This is a genomic window from Methylobacillus arboreus (assembly GCF_020532725.1).
GTDB classification, from domain to species: Bacteria; Pseudomonadota; Gammaproteobacteria; order Burkholderiales; family Methylophilaceae; genus Methylobacillus; species Methylobacillus arboreus.
Window position 1 is genome coordinate 748,020 of record NZ_JAJAVC010000006.1, and the last position, 18,270, is coordinate 766,289.

Genomic DNA, 18,270 nt, shown 5'->3' on the forward strand with positions numbered 1-18,270 from the left:
GTTCTGATCCGGTTCAAGCAATTGAAATTAACTGGAAGTATAAATAAAAAAGGCAGCCTTTTGGCTGCCTTCTTGTATGGTTTTGCAGGTTTAGTGCGTTGTCTTGCGCAATTGCTCGATAGTCTGCAATTGTGCCAGCGCCTCCGACAATTCAGCCTGCGCACGCGCGTAATCCACGCCTGAAGCATTGTTCCTCAATGTCTCCTCAGCAACACGCTTGGCTTCGATCGCCTTGGCTTCATCCAGGTCATGGCCACGGATCGCAGTATCGGCCAGCACGGTAATCACGCCAGGCTGCACTTCCAGCAAGCCGCCGGAAATGTAGATCGCCTGTTCTTCACCGCTATCGGCAACCTTGACGCGCAGCACGCCTGGCTTAATTGTCGTGATCAGTGGCGCATGGTTGGGATAAATACCCACTTCACCCAATTTCGCAGGCGCAGCAACAAACTCTGCCTCGCCCGAGAAAATGGACTCTTCCGCGCTAACCACGTCCAGGTGTATTGTTGATGCCATATCGTCCTATCCTTACCTTTGACAGGGTTTAGTTAAGGGTCTTTGCCTTTTCAACCGCTTCTTCGATCGCGCCAACCATGTAGAACGCTTGTTCTGGCAGGTGATCGTATTCGCCAGCGACGATAGCCTTGAAGCCCTTGATGGTGTCCTTCAGGGTCACGTACTTGCCAGGCGCGCCGGTAAACACTTCAGCAACGTGGAACGGTTGGGACAGGAAGCGCTGGATCTTACGCGCACGGGCCACAGCCAGCTTGTCTTCTGGGGACAGCTCGTCCATGCCCAGAATCGCGATGATGTCGCGCAGTTCCTTGTAGCGCTGCAGTGTCGACTGCACGGAGCGTGCCACGCTGTAGTGCTCTTCACCAACCACCAGTGGATCCAGTTGACGGGAAGTAGAATCCAGTGGATCAACCGCGGGGTAGATACCCAGCGATGCAATGTCACGAGACAGCACAACGGTAGAATCCAGGTGCAAGAAGGTAGTCGCTGGAGATGGGTCGGTCAAGTCATCCGCAGGCACGTAAACGGCCTGGATCGAAGTAATCGAACCGGTCTTGGTGGAGGTAATACGCTCTTGCAAGCGGCCCATTTCTTCAGCCAGGGTAGGCTGGTAACCCACAGCAGAAGGCATACGGCCCAACAGCGCGGATACTTCGGTACCAGCCAGCGTGTAACGGTAGATGTTATCCACGAAGAACAGGATGTCACGGCCTTCGTCACGGAATTTCTCGGCCATGGTCAGGCCGGATAATGCCACGCGCAGACGGTTGCCTGGCGGCTCATTCATCTGACCGAACACCATGCCTACCTTGTCGAGAACGTTGGAGTCCTTCATTTCGTGGTAGAAGTCGTTACCTTCACGGGTACGCTCACCCACACCGGCGAACACGGACAAACCGGCGTGCTGCTTGGCGATGTTGTTGATCAGTTCCATCATGTTCACGGTCTTGCCTACACCGGCGCCACCGAATAGGCCGACCTTACCGCCCTTGGCAAACGGACAGACCAGGTCAATCACCTTGATGCCGGTTTCGAGCAGATCAACGGAAGGGGAAAGCTCTTCAAAGCTTGGTGCCTTCTGGTGAATGGAACGATGTTCGTCAGCCTCAATCGGGCCAGCGTCGTCAATCGGGCGGCCCAGCACGTCCATGATGCGGCCTAGGGTGCCGTGACCCACTGGCACCTGGATCTGGTTACCAGTGTTCTTTACCTTCATGCCGCGGGAAAGACCATCGCTGGAACCCATGGCAATCGCGCGCACTACGCCATCGCCCAGTTGCTGTTGCACTTCCAGGGTCAAACCTGCTTCTGCCGTGGATGTTTCTTCATCCAGGATCAGTGCGTCATATACCTTGGGCAGCTGGTCACGTGGGAACTCAACGTCAACCACGGCACCAATACATTGAACAACCTTACCTTGACTCATCTTGGTATCCTCAATCTATACTTAAATTCTTCGAGCTTTATCTAAGCTACATTTCAGCACGACTAGACAGCCGCCGCGCCACCGACAATCTCTGAAATTTCCTTGGTAATTGCAGCCTGGCGCGCCTTGTTGTACACCAGCTTCAACTCGCCAATCACCGTCTTCGCATTGTCCGAAGCAGCCTTCATCGCGACCATGCGGGCGCTTTGCTCAGACGCCATGTTCTCGGCAACAGCGTGATAAACAATCGACTCAATATACCGCGTCATCAGTTCATCAATAACGACCTTGGCATCGGGCTCGTAGATATAATCCCAAGGGCCTGTGGCTGTCTTGTTGGTAGTATCCAGCTTGTCATCAGACAACGGCAGCAGCTGCTCGATAACGGCTTCCTGCTTCATGGTATTGATGAAACGGGTATAAGAGATATGCAGCTGATCAATCTCACCAGCGATGTAGGCATCCAGCATGACCTTGATGCTGCCGATCAGCTTTTCCAGGTTTGGCGTATCGCCAAGACCAGTGACATGGGATTTCACATCGGCATTGACGCGGTTCAGATAAGTGAACCCCTTGTTGCCGATCGCGCTGACGGCAATCTTCTTGCCTTCTTTTTCCCATGCATTCATCTGATTGAGCGACAAGCGAAGGACATTAGTGTTCAAGCCACCGCACAAGCCTTTGTCCGAACTCACGACGATCAAGCCGACGTTAGCCACCTTCTCGCGCTTGACGATAAAAGGGTGCTTGTATTCGGCATTGGCCTGCGACAGGTGGGCCGTCACATTGCGAATCTTCTCCGCATAAGGACGGGCCATACGCATGCGCTCTTGCGCCTTGCGCATCTTGGAAGCCGCCACCATTTCCATCGCCTTGGTGATCTTGCGCGTGTTTTCAACGCTCTTGATCTTGCTACGTATCTCTTTGCTACCAGCCATTGTCTAGTCTGCCTGTCTGTACTTTAAGCTTAGTACGCGTTGGTTGCCTTGAAGTCCTGAATTGCCGCTTCCAGGGCCTTCTCGTCGTCACCACCAAGGTCGTTGGTGCTGTCGATCTTGTCCAGGATGCTCTTGTACTTGGACTTGAGGAAGGAGTGCAGGGCAGATTCGAATGCCAATGCACGTGCAACTGGCACATCGTCAAAGAAACCCTTGTTGGCGGCAAGCAATGTCACTGCCATGTCGGATGTAGACAATGGCGCATATTGCGCTTGCTTCATGAGCTCGGTCACCAGACGGCCACGATCCAGCTGCTTGCGGGTCACTTCGTCCAGATCGGATGCAAACTGGGCAAATGCAGCCAGTTCACGATACTGGGCCAATGCCAGACGGACACCGCCACCCAGCTTCTTGATCACCTTGGTCTGAGCAGCACCACCTACGCGGGATACCGAAATACCGGCGTTGATCGCAGGGCGGATACCGGCGTTGAACAAGTCTGTTTCCAGGAAGATCTGGCCATCGGTAATCGAAATCACGTTGGTTGGAACGAATGCGGACACGTCGCCTGCAGCCGTCTCAATAATCGGCAATGCAGTCAGGGAACCGGTTTTGCCCTTCACTTCACCATTGGTGAACTTCTCGACATAGTCTTCGCTTACACGCGCTGCACGCTCGAGCAGACGGGAGTGGATGTAGAACACGTCGCCTGGATAAGCTTCGCGGCCTGGTGGACGACGCAGCAACAGGGAAATCTGACGATATGCCCAAGCCTGCTTGGTCAAGTCATCGTAAACGATCAATGCATCCTGACCACGGTCACGGAAGTATTCACCCATGGTACAACCGGCGTAAGGCGCCAGGAACTGCAGAGCGGCAGGATCGGAAGCAGAAGCGGCAACCACAATGGTGTATTCCAACGCGCCATGCTCTTCCAGCTTGCGTACCACGTTGGCGATAGTAGAAGCCTTTTGGCCGATCGCAACGTAGATACAGGTCATGTTCTGACCCTTCTGGTTGATGATCGCATCAACGGCTACCGCAGTCTTGCCAGTCTGACGGTCACCAATGATCAACTCACGTTGACCACGGCCAACCGGCACCATGGAGTCAATCGCCTTGATACCGGTTTGCACTGGCTGGGAAACCGACTTACGCGCGATAACGCCAGGCGCCACCTTTTCAATCTTGTCTGTCAGCTTGGCGTTGATTGGACCCTTGCCGTCAATAGGCTGGCCCAGTGCGTTCACCACGCGGCCAACCAGTTCGGGACCGACCGGCACTTCCAGGATCTTGCCGGTGCACTTGACAATGTCGCCTTCAGTGATGTTTTCATAGTCGCCCAGGATCACGGCACCCACGGAGTCACGCTCCAGGTTCAGCGCCAAGCCGTAGATATTGCCCGGGAACTCGATCATTTCGCCAGCCATCACGTTGGACAGGCCATGGATACGAACGATACCATCAGTCACTGAAATCACGGTACCCTGGGTACGCGCTTCAGCACTGGTGGAGAAATTCTCTAATCTGCTCTTAATCAGTTCACTGATTTCTGATGTGGATAATTGCATTACTTTTTCCTAACCTTTCAGCGTGTAGGCCAACTCTTGCAATTGGCCACGGACTGAAGCGTCAATGACCGTATCGCCGACTACAATTTTGATTCCGCCAATAATTTCCGGATCCACTTTAACGCTTGCTTCAACCTTTTTACCGAACTTGGTTTCCAGGCGCTTCACGATAGCAGCAAACTCAGCATCGCTGGGCTTGGTAGCGGCTGTAATCTCAGCTTCCAGCACGCCTTCTTCCTGTGCTTTCAAGTCTTCAAATGCAGCGGCAATTTCTGGCAGGATGGACAGGCGACCGTATTCCACCAGCAACTTGACCAGGTTTACACCTGCCTCGTTGAGCTTGTCTCCAGCAACGGAGAGGAAAACCCGCTCCAAATCAGCCGCGTCAACCTTGGGGTTGTCAATAAACGCCCGCATTTGCTCATCCGCCGCAACAGCTGCGGCAAATTCGAGCAATTGCGACCAGTCCGCCAGCGCATTTTTTTCCTTAGCCAAACAGTAAACCGCTACCGCGTAAGGTCTTGCAATGGTGATCGCTTCAGCCATATCGTGCTCCTGTTCCTTCCTTAGAGCTCGTTTGCGATGCTGGTCAACAGGTCAGCATGCGCCTTGGCATCGATTTCCTTGCGCAGGATCTTTTCCGCACCGGCAATTGCCAGCGTAGATACTTGCTGACGCAGGCCTTCCTTGGCGCGATTTACTTCCTGATCAATTTCTGCCTTGGCACCGGCAATGATTCGATCGCCTTCTGTCTTGGCATTTGCCTTGGCTTCTTCCACGATCTCGCTGGCACGCTTTTCAGCCTGCGCAATGATGGAAGTTGCTTTTTGCTTGGCATCGTTAACAACTTCAGCAGAACGCTGGGTTGCCACGTCAAGCTCCTGCTTACCGCGTTCAGCCGCAGCCAGACCATCCGCAATGGTTTTCTGGCGAGTCTCAATCGCATTCAGGAGATATGGCCACACAAACTTTGTGGTAAACCAGATCAGAATGGCAAATGAGATAGCCTGCGCAATCAGTGTCAGGTTGATATTCATATTTGCTCCCGAGCCGTTAAATCCAGTTTGTTTTTAAGTTCGATCACTTAAATTCAACGCTAGATTTCAGTTAAGCAACTACGCTCAGCAATGGGTTTGCAAAGGCGAACATCATAGCCAGACCAACACCGATAATGAAGGAAGCATCGATCAGACCCAACAGCAGGAATACCTTACCTTGCAGGGCAGGGATCAGTTCTGGTTGACGGGCTGCGCCATCCAGGAAGCTTGCACACATGATACCAATACCGATACAGGCACCAGCTGCACCCAGACCGATGATCAAACCGATACCAACACCGGTGTAAGCTTGAATCATGGCCAACAATTGCAAATTCTCCATTTAATTTCCTTTCGGCTTTAGAGAGTTAACGATAAAAATTGATTAGTGGCTTTCGTGCGCCATGGAAATGTAGACAACCGTGAGCATCATGAAAATGAATGCCTGCAGACAGACGATCAGGATATGGAAGATCGCCCAGCCAGCGCCCAGCAATGCACCGAAGAAGGTGCCGGCCAGACCGGTTGCCGCCCACATACCGAGCAGCAGGAAAATGATTTCACCTGCGTACATATTGCCAAACAGACGCAAGGAGTGTGAAAGAGGCTTGGAGATGTACTCAATCAGGTTGAAGGCAAAGTTGGCAGGCCACACCAGCGGGTTGCTGCCAAAGGGCGAACAGAAGAGCTCATGTATCCAGCCACCCAGACCCTTGACCTTGATGCTGAAGAAAATCATCAGCAACCAGACCGCCAGCGCCAGCGCAAAGGTGGCGTTGATATCAGAAGTGGGCACGCTGCGCCATTCGTGCAGGCCTAGCCAGCCATAAACGATCGCCATGATGTCGATTGGCAGGAAGTCCATCGCGTTCATCACCAGGACCCAGACAAACACGGTCAGGGCCAACGGTGCTATAAAGGCATGGCGGTTGCCATGAAAAATGCTTTTGACCTGGTTATCAATAAACTCGATCAGCAGCTCAACAAAAGCCTGACGCTTGGTAGGCACCCCGGCAGTAGCGCCACGCACCACCCACCACAAGAGGCCGAATACGACAATACCGAGCAAGGCCGACATCACCAGGGTATCAACGTGTAACACCCAAAAACTGCCATCACCAACACTCTTCTGATTGAAGGAGAGGTGGTGCTGGATATATTCCGAAGGAGTTAATTGACCTGTCGCCATAACATCAAACCTTAAGCGTTGTTTTTCTCATTAATTGCAAAAATTGCAGCCCCAGACATGATGGCTGCCGCGGCCAACCCCGCAATCAGTGCAATCGGGATCAGCTTGCTGTAAAAATTGAATACCAAAAGCAGGGTAATTGCGATCACTGCAATCTTGATCGCCTCGGCGATCAAAATATTGACCAATACGGAACCCGCGCCTGCTGTTGCTGTCTTATTTTGCAGCTTCATCCTGGCAGCCAGTCCGCCCAGGATGGCAGAACCGCCACCTGCCAGCGCAGACAAGGCGCCATGCAGACCAACGCCATACTGGTTAAGCACGACAAAGGCAAGTATTGACACTACCAGCGTGGCAAATACTTGCCGCTTGATCATTTTCGCTAGTAGTTCATCCATGCTTGATTTCCCTGTTTTTCACAAATTCCGGGCAAAAGCCAGCCGAGCACATTTGCCCTACCCGTGAAAACCCGAGATTTTGTTGTTAAATCAGGCTCAAGTCAAGCTGAAATTGCTATTTTCACCTTTTAAACCGCTGAATTAACTCATCCAGCTGATCAAGGCTCGCATAATGAATCTTGACCTGCCCCGCACCCTTGCTACCCGCACGGATTTCCACTTCAGCGCCCAACAGTTCAGATAAGTCCTCTTGCAAGCGCAATACATCCCTATCTACAGCCTTGGCAGTTTTTTGCTGAGGCTCAGCACTTAACTGTTTTACTAATTTTTCTGCCTCACGCACAGAAAGCTGTTTTTGTGCGATCTGTTCGGCAGCCATGATCTGTTTGGCATCAGGCAAAGATAAAAGGGCACGCGCATGCCCCATATCCAGCTGTCCCTGCATGAGCATATCCTGCACGTTTTTATTCAAATTCTGCAATCTAAGCAGATTGGTAACCACGCTGCGCGAACGGCCCACTGCTTCGGCAGCGGCTTGATGCGTCATATTGAATTCATTGATCAGGCGTTGGATGCCCTGCGCCTCTTCCAGGGGATTGAGGTTCTCACGCTGGATATTCTCGATCAACGCCATCGCGAGCGCGGATTCATCCGGAATCTCACGCACCAATACCGGCACTTCTGCAAGCCCTGCCAACTGGGAAGCACGCCAGCGGCGCTCGCCAGCAATGATTTCATATTGATCACCGGACACCTTGCGCACCAGAATAGGCTGCATGATGCCCTGGGCGCGGATGGAGTCCGCCAGGCTTGCCAAAGACGCCTGATCCATATGGGTACGCGGCTGATATTTGCCTGGCTGCAACTGGCCAATCTTAAGCGTATTGGGCGTATCGTCTGCCGAAACGCTTTCTACATCACCTGCCAGCAGGGCATCCAAGCCTCGCCCCAAACCTTTCAACTTAACCATCCTGACTCCTAATTTGCTGCAACTTGCCGATTACTGACGATATGCCGATTGATGATTTCCCCTGCAAGCGCGAGGTAAGCTTGCGCCCCCTTGGAGGCCTTGTCGTGCAACAACACCGGCACACCATAACTGGGGGCCTCGGCCAGCCGGATGTTACGAGGAATCACCGTGCGGTACACCTTGTCGCCAAAATGTTGCGCCAACTCATTGGAAACCTGTTGCGCCAGAGTATTGCGATTATCAAAAAGCGTGCGTAGCAAGCCCTCGATTTCAAGGCTTGGGTTTAAGTGAGCGCGCACTTTCTTTATGGTGTTCACCAGGTCAGACAACCCTTCAAGCGCATAATATTCACACTGCATGGGAATCATGACGGCATGGGCAGCAGTCAATGCATTGACCGTAGTCAGGTTGAGGGCAGGGGGGCAATCTATCAAGATATAATCATAGGCATTATCCAACTCCGCCAACGCCGTCTTCAAACGGGTTTCTCGCGCAAACTCGTTGACCAGCTCAACTTCTGCGCCTGCCAGCTCACGGTTGGCCGGCACCACGTCGAAACGTCCCTGCTCAGAACGCTGCATCACCTCTCGCAGGCTTTTTTCACCGATCAACACGTGGTAGATAGTGTGCTTCATGCTGGATTTGTCTATGCCGCAGCCGGTCGTAGCATTGCCCTGCGGATCAAGGTCGATCACCAGCACCTTGCGTTTGGTCGCCGCCAGGCTGGCCGCCAGGTTGACGCAAGTGGTGGTCTTGCCCACTCCGCCTTTTTGATTGGTAATTGCCAGAATCCTCATGATTTAAGTCATCCCACTAGTGTTGAATTCATCAAAGCTGCCGCACCGGCAAGAAAACCAGGTGCCGCTGCGCATCAAGCCCGGGAACCGTCAAAACTTCAATCCTTGAAGGCTTGAGCGCGACCGCTTCCAGTTCTTCATTTGGCATCTGCCCTTTCATCGCCAGCCATATGCCATCTTCGGCAATCAGGTGCCGCGTCAGCTTGATAAACAGCGCAATCTCGGAAAACGCCCGCGAGATTACACTGTCAAAAGGCTGCTCCGGCTTGAGCTGCTCGACGCGTCCTGCCACTACCTGCAAATTGTCTATCTGCAATTCGGCCTTGGCCTGGCGCATAAAGCTGGCCTTTTTCTGCACCGCATCAATCGTCGTCACTTGCAAGTCAGGCCGACAGATCGCCAGGACAATGCCTGGCAATCCAGCACCGCTGCCAACATCCAGCAACCTGCCAGCAGGCACATGCGGCAGCACGGACAAACTATCCAGCAGATGCAGCGTCACCATCTCCTCAGGATCGCGCACGGCGGTGAGGTTATGCACCTTGTTCCACTTCACCAGCAGGGCAAGGTAGGCCAGCAATTTTTCGATCGCGCCTTGCGGAAGAACAATGCCCAACTGCTGCAAGCCAGCTTCCAGCTTTGCCTGCAGACTCATGCCACTTGGTCCGCCGCACTATTGTTTTTACGGTTCTTGCGCTTGAGATGCACCAACAACAGTGAAATCGCCGCAGGCGTTACGCCGGAAATACGCCCTGCCTGGCCTATGGTTTCCGGCTTTTGCTTGTTGAGCTTTTGCTGCACCTCTATCGAGAGGCCATGTACTTCGCTGTAATCGAGGTCCAAAGGCAATTTGTAATGCTCGCTGCCTTTCGAGCGCTCGATTTCTTCTGCCTGGCGGTCTATATATCCCTGGTACTTGGCAACAATCTCCAGTTGCTGGCGCACTTGCGGATCCGTCTCGCCATCGCCGGCCTGGGGCAGGGTAAGCAATGCCTCATAACTCACTTCAGGACGGCGCAACAATTCGAACATCGAGTATTCGCGCTCCAGCACCTTACCAAATACCCGCTGCAATGTTTCTTCCGGCACATGCTGCGGATGGATGAAGGTCCGGCGCAAGCGTTGCTGCTCGCGCTCAATCGCTTCCTGTTTGCGCTCGAAAGCCTCCCAGCGCACATCATCCACCAGGCCGATCTTGCGTCCAGCTTCGGTCAGCCGCATATCTGCGTTGTCCTCGCGCAACATCAAGCGGTATTCGGCACGGCTGGTAAACATACGATAGGGCTCGCTGACGCCGCGGGTAATCAGGTCGTCCACCAACACACCGAGATAAGCCTGGTCGCGGCTCGGCCACCATGCGTCTTTTTCCTGGGCGTACAAGCCGGCATTTGCCCCTGCGAGCAAACCCTGCGCTGCCGCTTCTTCATAGCCTGTCGTGCCATTGATCTGGCCGGCAAAGAACAAGCCCTGTACCGTCTTGGTTTCCAGAGAACTCTTGAGGCCGCGCGGATCGTAATAGTCATACTCAATGGCATAACCTGGACGCAGGATATGGGCGTTCTCCAATCCTTTGATCGAGCGCACCAACTGGTATTGGATATCGAATGGCAGGCTGGTGGAAATACCGTTCGGGTAAACCTCGTTGGTAGTCAGGCCCTCGGGCTCCAGGAAAATCTGGTGCGATTCCTTGTCCGCGAAACGATGAATCTTGTCTTCCACCGAAGGGCAGTAGCGCGGCCCGACACCTTCGATAACACCCGTATACATGGGCGAACGATCAAGACCGCTACGGATGGTCTCGTGTGTTCTTTCATTGGTGAAAGTAATCCAGCAGGGCAGTTGCGCAGGATGCTGATCGGCACTGCCCAGATAGGAGAATACCGGCACTGGCGTGTCACCAGGTTGCTCAGTCATGACGCTGTAGTCGATAGTGCGGCCGTCGATGCGCGGCGGGGTACCCGTCTTGAGCCGCCCGGCTGGCAAACCGATCTCGCGCAACCGCGCTGCAAGCGACACAGCAGGGGGATCGCCTGCACGCCCGGCCTGGTAATTGGCCAGGCCAACGTGGATCAAGCCAGCCAGAAAAGTACCGGCGGTGAGCACGACCGCCTTGGCCTCAAACTTTAGCCCCAGTTGTGTTATTACACCGGTAACACGCTCACCATCGAGCATGATGTCATCCACTGCCTGCTGGAACAGCCACAGGTTAGGCTGGTTTTCAAGACGACGACGAATTGCAGCCTTGTACAATACCCGGTCTGCCTGCGCCCGCGTAGCGCGCACGGCAGGGCCCTTGCTGGAATTGAGAATGCGGAACTGAATGCCACCTTCGTCAGTAGCCGCAGCCATGGCGCCGCCAAGCGCATCTACTTCCTTGACCAAATGCCCTTTACCTATGCCGCCTATCGACGGATTACAGGACATTTGCCCCAGCGTTTCAATATTGTGGGTCAACAATAGGGTTTTCTGCCCCATGCGAGCACTTGCTAGCGCCGCTTCCGTTCCAGCATGGCCGCCGCCGACAACGATTACGTCAAACTTCTCGGGATATTGCATGAAGAATACTCAGATAGAATTATACGAATGATACTGTATTAACCCATCATCTGTCAGTTTGAATGCAGCATGTTTCACGTGAAACATGCTTTTTTAATATCCCGCCCTCATATGTGTTTCACGTGGAACACGTCGGTATTGTGAGTTTTTGTGAGGGAATTCTACCCATTTGGACTATATAATGCGCAGTCACGATATGGTATTTTCACTATACAAATCAGCATTGCCAATGTTGATAGAAAACAAATAGACACCGAATCTGAGTGTCGCCATTACGGTCAATTAAATTTATCGGGGATTACCTATGTTAATGCGTGCTTTTGTATTGCCGGCTATTGCAGCTACGGCTTTCTTCAGCGCAAGCGCACATGCTGCGCTTGACGCCAACCAGACCTTTCAGCAATTCAATGCCGTCGTATTCGGCAACATTGATTCAACCTCGCACTTGCACGGCCGCGCCTGGGTCGGTGGCAATGTCAACGGCGGCGAATATGTCCACCGTCCCTTGCCATCCTCCGACTATGCGGGACTCACCGTGCAAGGCAACATCAATAATGCAAGGGTGCTTGCACAAGGCGCCGTGATTGGCGGCAATCTCAATAACTCCAGCGTTAATGGTGGCAGCACTGCAGTTCTGGGCAATGCCAACAATGGCCACCTGAATGGCCCTGGCTATGTTGCAGGCGTTACTACAGGTATCAATTTCAACGGCGGCAAGCTGGATGCACCCAATGCACAGTTGCAAACCAACCTGGATGCTGCAAGCTCTACTAACTTTTATGATGTGCTCAGCAGCACTTCCTACAATCTAAGCCAATTGGATAACACCAGCAGCGTGAGCCTGAACGGCAACAAGGCGACTTTCACGGCAGTCGCAGACAGCACCGGCTTGGCAGTATTCAATCTTAGCGATATAGATGCACTAAGCATCTTCGGCGCGGGTGAATTTGACTTTATCCTTAACGGCGCTTCAACCGTCATCATCAATTCCAGCCTGACGGATATTGATATTTCGGCCAATTTCCTCGGTGGTTCGGCGCAACGAATTGCCAGCCAAGTGATCTGGAATTTCTATAACGCAGAAACCGTTGACCTGGGACGCCAATTTGGCGGCTCCATCCTGGCTGTTGATGCGCATTTGACCAACTGGGCCGATATTGAAGGTAATGTTTACGTGCAAAACCTCACCCAGCGCGGTCAGATTCACCAGTTCGGATTTACTGGCGATATTCCGGTAGTCGCTGTACCAGAGCCTTCAACCTACGCGATGTTCCTGGCTGGCCTGGGATTATTAGCTTTTGGCGCACGCCGCCGCGTGTAAAGCTATATTGGCAACAATAAAAAAGCCCGGTTAGCCGGGCTTTTTTATTTGGATAAAACAACAAGCATCTCACTTGCCAATACAGAATCTGCTGAAAATTTCTCCAAGCAGATCGTCAGGGGTGAATTCTCCCGTAATCGCATTCAGCGCCTCCTGTGCCAGACGCAGTTCCTCGGCAAACAATTCTGGCTGCAGCAATAGCCCGGCAGCAATTTCAAGATGACCTCGCACTTGATTAAGTGCGGCCAAGTGACGGCTCCTCGCCATGAAAATACCTTCGCCATTGGGTTGCCAGCCAGCAATTTCCAGCAAGCGTTGTCGCAGCAATTCCACACCGGCTCCAGTCTTGGCAGAAAGATGGATATGAGATTGGCCGTCGATCTGCTCGATTTTTGGGCGTGCCGATTCAAGGTCTATCTTGTTATGCACCCATATTTTCGGTAAAAACTGCGGCAATCGCTCTAGAATCGATTTTTCCATATTTCTAATACCATGAGCTGCATCAAGCAATAATAATGCAACACCAGCGTTTTCCAGAGCTCGCCAAGTTCTGGCGATGCCTTGCTGTTCCACTTCGTCCGTCGTTTCACGCAAGCCTGCAGTATCAATAATGTGCAGTGGTACTCCATTGATTTGTATGGAGTTTTTTATGGTATCCCTGGTAGTGCCTGCGATCGAGGTCACGATCGCGACTTCTTCGCCCGCCAGTTGGTTCATCAGGCTGGACTTGCCCACGTTGGGTTGGCCTACAAGGACAACCTGCATGCCTTCGCGTAGCAGGTTGCCTTGTTGCGCTTCCCGAAATACCGCCTCAAGGCCGATTGATACCGTTGCCAGTTTTTCTGCAACCCGCCCCTGGCTGATGAAATCTATATCTTCTTCCGGGAAGTCCAGGCATGCCTCGACATAAAGCCGCAAGTCGATGAGTTGCTGAAGCAGGGCATGGATACGCGAAGAAAATTCCCCGGAAAGGGATTTGACCGCGCTGCGGGCCGCAGCTTCGGTAGCGGCATTGATGACGTCCGCCACTGCCTCGGCCTGGGCAAGATCCAGTTTGTCATTGAGATAAGCCCGGCGCGTGAATTCGCCTGGTTCAGCCTGGCGGGCGCCTAGACCGAGACAACGCTTCAGGAGGATTTGCATGAGGGCAGGGCCGCCGTGTGCCTGCAGCTCCAGCACGTCTTCGCCGGTATAGGAGAACGGCGCAGCGTAATAGATGGCAATACCCTGGTCGATCAGGGCCTGTTCAGCATCGCGAAAAGGCAAGTAAGCCGCGTGGCGCGGAGGAGGGCAGTGACCAAGCACGCCCTCGGCAACCTTGCGGCTTAAAGGGCCGGAAACCCGTACCACGCCAATGCCCCCAGAGCCTGGAGCAGTGGCGATGGCAGCAATGGTATCAACGGCGTGCATTTCCCTTCTTCTTGGCAGCAGCACGCTCGGTGTTGCGATTGATGTGCCATTGCTGCGCAATTGAAAGGATATTGTTCACCAGCCAGTACAGCACCAGGCCGGCCGGGAAGAAGAAGAAGAACACGCTGAACACGATAGGCATGATCGTCATGACCTTGGCCTGGATCGGATCGGCAGGCTTGGGGTTCAGCTTGGTCTGGATGATCATGGTGGCACCCATGAGGATGGGCAGCACGTAGTAAGGATCAATCGCCGACAAATCCTGGATCCAGAGCACGAAGGGCGCATGGCGCATTTCCACGCTGCCGAGCAATACCCAGTACAGGGCAATGAATACCGGAATCTGTACCAGGATGGGCAAGCAACCGCCCATCGGGTTGATCTTCTCGGTCTTGTACATCTCCATCATGGCCTGATGCAGCTTCTGCCTATCGTCGCCATATTGTTCCTTGAGGCGTTGCAGTCGTGGCGCCAGCTCGCGCATATTGGCCATGGAACGATAGCTTGCTGCAGAAAGCGGGTAGAAAGCCAACTTGATGAGGATGGTCAGCAGAATAATTGCCACGCCCCAGTTGTGCACCAGCTTCTGGATGGAAGAAAGCACCCAGAACAACGGTGATGCGATCACAGTCAGCCAGCCGTAATCCACGGTATATTCCAGGCCAGGAGCAACGCTCTGCAAGTCGGCCTGGGTTTGCGGACCGGCATAAAGACGGGACTTTAGTTCGGAGGTTTGGCCGGGTTCAATCGGGCCAATATGGCTGACGCTGCCTATGGAATAAATATTGTCCGACAATTTCTTGGAGTAGAACTCGCGCGCCAAGCCATCCTGGGGAATCCAGGCGCTGACAAAATAATGCTGCACCAGACCAACCCAGCCGTCACTGGCGTTCTTGGACAAGTTGGTCTTGGACATGTCGGAGAAGCTCAGCTTCTTGTACTTGTCGGCCTCGGTAAAGTAGGCACCGCCAGTGAAGGTAGGCATCATGTACGAGCCTTGATGGGACTGGTTGTCGTGCACGATCTGGTAATAGACGGAAGGATCAATTGCGGCCTCGCCGTTATTACGAATCTGGTAGCTGACCTCAATGGCATAGCTGTCGCGATGGAAGGTATAAATCTTGTCTACTTCGACACCATTATCGCCCTTCCAGGTCAAGCGCACATCCAGGCTATCTGCACCTGGCGCAAGTTGATAGTTCGTAGACTCGCTGGTGAAAGTCGCCTTGTGCGTAGGCAAATCGTTACCGATCAGGCCAGTTTGGGCCACATACAGCATGGGCGTCGATTGATCATCCATCAGCAAAAAGTTCTTGCTGAGGTCATTGTCGTCCTTATGCTCGCGCAACTCCAGGCGACGCAGGTCACCGCCTATCGTGTCGATACTCGCCTTGTAAAGGTCGGTATCGACATTGATGCGCTCAGCCGACTGCAGGCGGAAACCGGTTTCAACAGGAAGACTGGCCTGGTTTGCAGCTGGCGAAGAGGATTTGGCTGCTTGCGGTACGCTGCCATCTTCTGCCTGTTGTGCTACGGCTGCTGGCGTGGGAGCAGGCTTATTGTCACGCTGCCACGAATCCCAGAGCATCAGGATGGAAAATGAAAAAATAACAAACAGAATCAGGCGCTTTGTATCCATAAATCTCTTAATCTAATCATTTAAGCCATGATCTCATGGCACGGGATCATGACCACCGTCATGCCATGGATGGCACTTGGCTAAACGGCATATTGTATAAAAGGCTCCACGCCATGCGCCATGCTTTTGTATGGCTTCAACCGCATATTGCGAGCAGGTCGGGGCAAAACGACAACGCTGGCCCAGCATCGGGCTCAGGGTCCACTGATAAAGCTTGATCAAACCTACCATGACGTTGGCAACCAGCTTCATACTGCTTCCTGCTGGCTGGCAATCTTGCGCTGCAGTTTGGCATTGAGCTCGGCAAACTCTTGCTCAAGCTCGGCAAACTGAGCCTGGCTGAACAACAACTGGGGCCTCGCAACCAGGTCCAACCCTGGCAATTGATGCTGGCTGAACCTGAACAGTTCCCGCAATACGCGCTTCATGTAATTGCGATCAACCGCACGACGTGCCACTTTCTTGCCGACCACCAACCCCAACCTGGCGTAATCGAGATCGTTGTAGCGATAATGCAGCACGAGATAACGACCTGAAACCCGTTTACGGAAATTAAAAACGGATGAAAATTCATCCGTTTTTAACAATTTTGCCTGGCGTTTAAACGCATAAGATGGCAAAACCATGTATAGCTAGATTCGCCTCGGTGGCGAGCGGCTGATTAAACAGCCAGGCGAGCACGGCCCTTGGCACGGCGCGCAGCGATAACAGCGCGACCACCGCGGGTCTTCATACGCACCAGGAATCCGTGGGTGCGAGCGCGACGAACTTTCGAAGGCTGGTAAGTGCGTTTCATGTGAATCTCCGGTTGACTTCTATTGCGTTAAATCAAAAACGCATAATTTAACCTGAAAACACGCCTCTATGTCAATGTTTATTTGGGAAAACCTGACCCTTGCGAAAATGATTGCGGCATGCCTGTGGATAAGTTGTGGCAAACAGGCTAGAATCATCCATCCAGTCATGGGCTAAAACCCGATGAAACCGGCATCTAGCCAATAATAGCAAAAACACTGGGCAGTTCGTCTTTTAATCATTAATTCATTATCTATTTCACTGCGGAGTTTCGGGCAACCGATGGAAAATTTTTGGTCACTTTGTCTCGGTCGCTTTGAACAAGAGTTATCAGCGCAACAATTCAATACCTGGATCAAACCCTTGCGATTTGAAGCGCAGGAGGGCGTATTACGCCTGCTCGCGCCCAACCGTTTCGTGCAGCAATGGATCAAGGACCGTTTCCTGCAGAAAATAGAAACGTTGGCAGAAGAAATTTTTGCGGTACCCATGCAAATTGAGCTTGCCCTCTATGATGCCAGCGATAAAAACCCTGATAAGAATTCAGTACATAAGGCTGTTGCCAAGCCCGCCAAGCCTGCAGCAGATCCGGTTGCCAAAATAGAAGCAGAAGTAAGCAAGGTAACCAAAACAACAACCGCTAAATCAGCCTCGGTTGCTGTAAAGAAATCCAAGCCGGTAGAAAGCAGCGGGCTTAACCCGGCATTCCGGTTTGATAACTTTGTTACCGGCAAGGCCAACCAGCTTGCCCGTGCGGCGGCCATCCAGGTGGCAGAAAATCCGGGCACGGCCTACAACCCCTTGTTCATCTATGGCGGGGTAGGACTGGGCAAGACCCATGTACTTCAGGCAATCGGCAACCACCTGAAATCACAACGGCCCGATGCCAAGATCCGTTACCTGCATGCCGAGCGTTATGTCTCCGATGTGGTAAAAGCTTACGAGCACAAGGCTTTTGATGAATTCAAGCGGCAGTACCATTCACTGGACTTATTGCTGATCGACGACATCCAGTTCTTTGCCAAGAAGAGCCGCACCCAGGAAGAATTCTTCTACGCATTCAACTCCCTGATTGAAGCCAAGAAACAGATCATCATCACCTGTGATACCTATCCCAAGGAAATCGTGGATGTGGACGAGCGCCTGCGCACCCGCTTCAGCTGGGGACTCACCGTCGCAGTTGAACCGCCTGAATTGGAAATGCGCGTTGCTATCCTGCTGAAAAAAGCCGAAGCAGCCCGCGTCACGCTTGATGAAGATGTAGCATTTTTCATTGCCAAACAAGTACGCTCCAGCGTACGAGAGCTGGAAGGTGCATTGAACCGCATCATCGCCATGGCCAACTTCACCGGTCATGACATTGATGTCAGCCTGGCCAAGGAAGCATTAAAAGACCTAATCGCCGTGCGCGGCCGACAGATCACTATCGAGAACATCCAAAAAACAGTGGCGGACTACTACAAGATAAAAGTCGCCGAGATGTACAGCAAAAAGCGCTCCCGCAACTTTGCGCGCCCACGCCAGATTGCCATGACCCTGGCACGTGAGCTGACCAACCACAGCTTTCCTGAAATCGGCGAGGCGTTTGGCGGCCGTCATCACACTACGGTCATGCACGCATGCGATGAAATCGAGCAATTACGGCAAAACGATCCTAATCTGGCGCGGGATATCGCAGTATTAATCCAGGTAATCCGTGATTAATAT

20 protein-coding genes are annotated in these 18,270 nt (G+C 52.8%); 2 read left to right on the forward strand and 18 right to left on the reverse strand.

Annotated elements, in window-relative coordinates; all coding sequences use genetic code 11:
- Positions 1-90: 90 nt before the first annotated feature.
- The 13 genes from LG198_RS09455 to mnmG form a co-directional block, all read right to left on the reverse strand.
- Positions 91-516 carry a F0F1 ATP synthase subunit epsilon gene (locus LG198_RS09455; RefSeq protein WP_230342924.1) on the reverse strand — a complete coding sequence of 142 codons (426 nt, stop codon included), beginning with the start codon at positions 514-516 and terminating at the stop codon, positions 91-93.
- A gap of 28 nt (positions 517-544) precedes the next feature.
- The gene (gene atpD / locus LG198_RS09460; RefSeq protein ID WP_230342925.1) at positions 545-1,942 is read right to left on the reverse strand and encodes a F0F1 ATP synthase subunit beta; all 1,398 of its coding nucleotides are present in this window, start codon (positions 1,940-1,942) and stop codon (positions 545-547) included.
- Positions 1,943-2,004: 62 nt separating this feature from the next.
- The gene (gene atpG / locus LG198_RS09465; RefSeq protein WP_230342926.1) at positions 2,005-2,880 is read right to left on the reverse strand and encodes a F0F1 ATP synthase subunit gamma; all 876 of its coding nucleotides are present in this window, start codon (positions 2,878-2,880) and stop codon (positions 2,005-2,007) included.
- A gap of 29 nt (positions 2,881-2,909) precedes the next feature.
- Complete coding sequence (gene atpA / locus LG198_RS09470) at positions 2,910-4,451, reverse strand: F0F1 ATP synthase subunit alpha (RefSeq protein ID WP_230342927.1); 1,542 nt, start codon at positions 4,449-4,451, stop codon at positions 2,910-2,912.
- Positions 4,452-4,460: 9 nt separating this feature from the next.
- Positions 4,461-4,997 (reverse strand): F0F1 ATP synthase subunit delta, encoded by a 537-nt coding sequence (locus LG198_RS09475; RefSeq protein ID WP_230342928.1) that lies wholly within the window; start codon positions 4,995-4,997, stop codon positions 4,461-4,463.
- Positions 4,998-5,017: 20 nt separating this feature from the next.
- On the reverse strand, positions 5,018-5,488 hold the full coding sequence (locus LG198_RS09480) for a F0F1 ATP synthase subunit B (RefSeq protein ID WP_230342929.1): 471 nt from the start codon (positions 5,486-5,488) through the stop codon (positions 5,018-5,020).
- A 70-nt stretch (positions 5,489-5,558) separates the two neighbouring features.
- Positions 5,559-5,831, reverse strand: coding sequence for a F0F1 ATP synthase subunit C (gene atpE / locus LG198_RS09485; RefSeq protein ID WP_011480965.1), 273 nt, complete (start codon positions 5,829-5,831; stop codon positions 5,559-5,561).
- A 42-nt stretch (positions 5,832-5,873) separates the two neighbouring features.
- On the reverse strand, positions 5,874-6,677 hold the full coding sequence (gene atpB, locus LG198_RS09490; protein ID WP_230342930.1) for a F0F1 ATP synthase subunit A: 804 nt from the start codon (positions 6,675-6,677) through the stop codon (positions 5,874-5,876).
- 11 nt (positions 6,678-6,688) lie between these two features.
- Complete coding sequence (locus tag LG198_RS09495) at positions 6,689-7,075, reverse strand: ATP synthase subunit I (protein WP_230342931.1); 387 nt, start codon at positions 7,073-7,075, stop codon at positions 6,689-6,691.
- 121 nt (positions 7,076-7,196) lie between these two features.
- Complete coding sequence (locus tag LG198_RS09500) at positions 7,197-8,045, reverse strand: ParB/RepB/Spo0J family partition protein (protein ID WP_230342932.1); 849 nt, start codon at positions 8,043-8,045, stop codon at positions 7,197-7,199.
- Positions 8,046-8,053: 8 nt separating this feature from the next.
- Entirely contained in the window at positions 8,054-8,842 is a 789-nt protein-coding gene (locus LG198_RS09505; RefSeq protein WP_268866826.1) for a ParA family protein, read from the reverse strand.
- A 31-nt stretch (positions 8,843-8,873) separates the two neighbouring features.
- A complete protein-coding gene (gene rsmG, locus LG198_RS09510) occupies positions 8,874-9,497 on the reverse strand; it encodes a 16S rRNA (guanine(527)-N(7))-methyltransferase RsmG (protein ID WP_230342933.1) in 624 nt (207 codons plus the stop codon).
- On the reverse strand, positions 9,494-11,398 hold the full coding sequence (mnmG, locus tag LG198_RS09515; RefSeq protein ID WP_230342934.1) for a tRNA uridine-5-carboxymethylaminomethyl(34) synthesis enzyme MnmG: 1,905 nt from the start codon (positions 11,396-11,398) through the stop codon (positions 9,494-9,496). The genes rsmG and mnmG overlap by 4 nt, the downstream gene beginning before the upstream one ends.
- A 310-nt stretch (positions 11,399-11,708) precedes the next feature.
- Here mnmG and LG198_RS09520 point away from each other — a divergent pair, with 310 nt between their 5' ends.
- Positions 11,709-12,719, forward strand: coding sequence for a choice-of-anchor A family protein (locus LG198_RS09520; protein WP_230342935.1), 1,011 nt, complete (start codon positions 11,709-11,711; stop codon positions 12,717-12,719).
- Positions 12,720-12,788: 69 nt separating this feature from the next.
- On the opposite strand, the gene mnmE is transcribed toward LG198_RS09520, so the two are convergent.
- Genes mnmE through rpmH form a run of 5 tightly spaced genes read right to left on the reverse strand, consistent with a single transcriptional unit; the run spans position 12,789 to position 16,564 of the window.
- Complete coding sequence (gene mnmE, locus LG198_RS09525; protein WP_230342936.1) at positions 12,789-14,129, reverse strand: tRNA uridine-5-carboxymethylaminomethyl(34) synthesis GTPase MnmE; 1,341 nt, start codon at positions 14,127-14,129, stop codon at positions 12,789-12,791.
- Positions 14,116-15,768, reverse strand: a complete 1,653-nt coding sequence (gene yidC / locus LG198_RS09530) for a membrane protein insertase YidC (protein WP_230342937.1) — start codon at positions 15,766-15,768, stop codon at positions 14,116-14,118. Before yidC ends, mnmE begins: the two co-directional genes overlap by 14 nt.
- A gap of 33 nt (positions 15,769-15,801) precedes the next feature.
- Positions 15,802-16,020: a membrane protein insertion efficiency factor YidD gene (gene yidD, locus LG198_RS09535; protein ID WP_230342938.1), complete on the reverse strand. Its 219-nt coding sequence runs from the start codon at positions 16,018-16,020 to the stop codon at positions 15,802-15,804.
- Positions 16,017-16,394, reverse strand: coding sequence for a ribonuclease P protein component (rnpA, locus tag LG198_RS09540; RefSeq protein WP_230342939.1), 378 nt, complete (start codon positions 16,392-16,394; stop codon positions 16,017-16,019). The genes yidD and rnpA overlap by 4 nt, the downstream gene beginning before the upstream one ends.
- A gap of 35 nt (positions 16,395-16,429) precedes the next feature.
- Positions 16,430-16,564: a 50S ribosomal protein L34 gene (rpmH, locus tag LG198_RS09545; RefSeq protein WP_045751845.1), complete on the reverse strand. Its 135-nt coding sequence runs from the start codon at positions 16,562-16,564 to the stop codon at positions 16,430-16,432.
- A gap of 281 nt (positions 16,565-16,845) precedes the next feature.
- Between rpmH and dnaA the strand changes: the two genes are divergently transcribed.
- Positions 16,846-18,267: a chromosomal replication initiator protein DnaA gene (dnaA, locus tag LG198_RS09550; protein WP_230342940.1), complete on the forward strand. Its 1,422-nt coding sequence runs from the start codon at positions 16,846-16,848 to the stop codon at positions 18,265-18,267.
- Positions 18,268-18,270 lie beyond the last annotated feature (3 nt).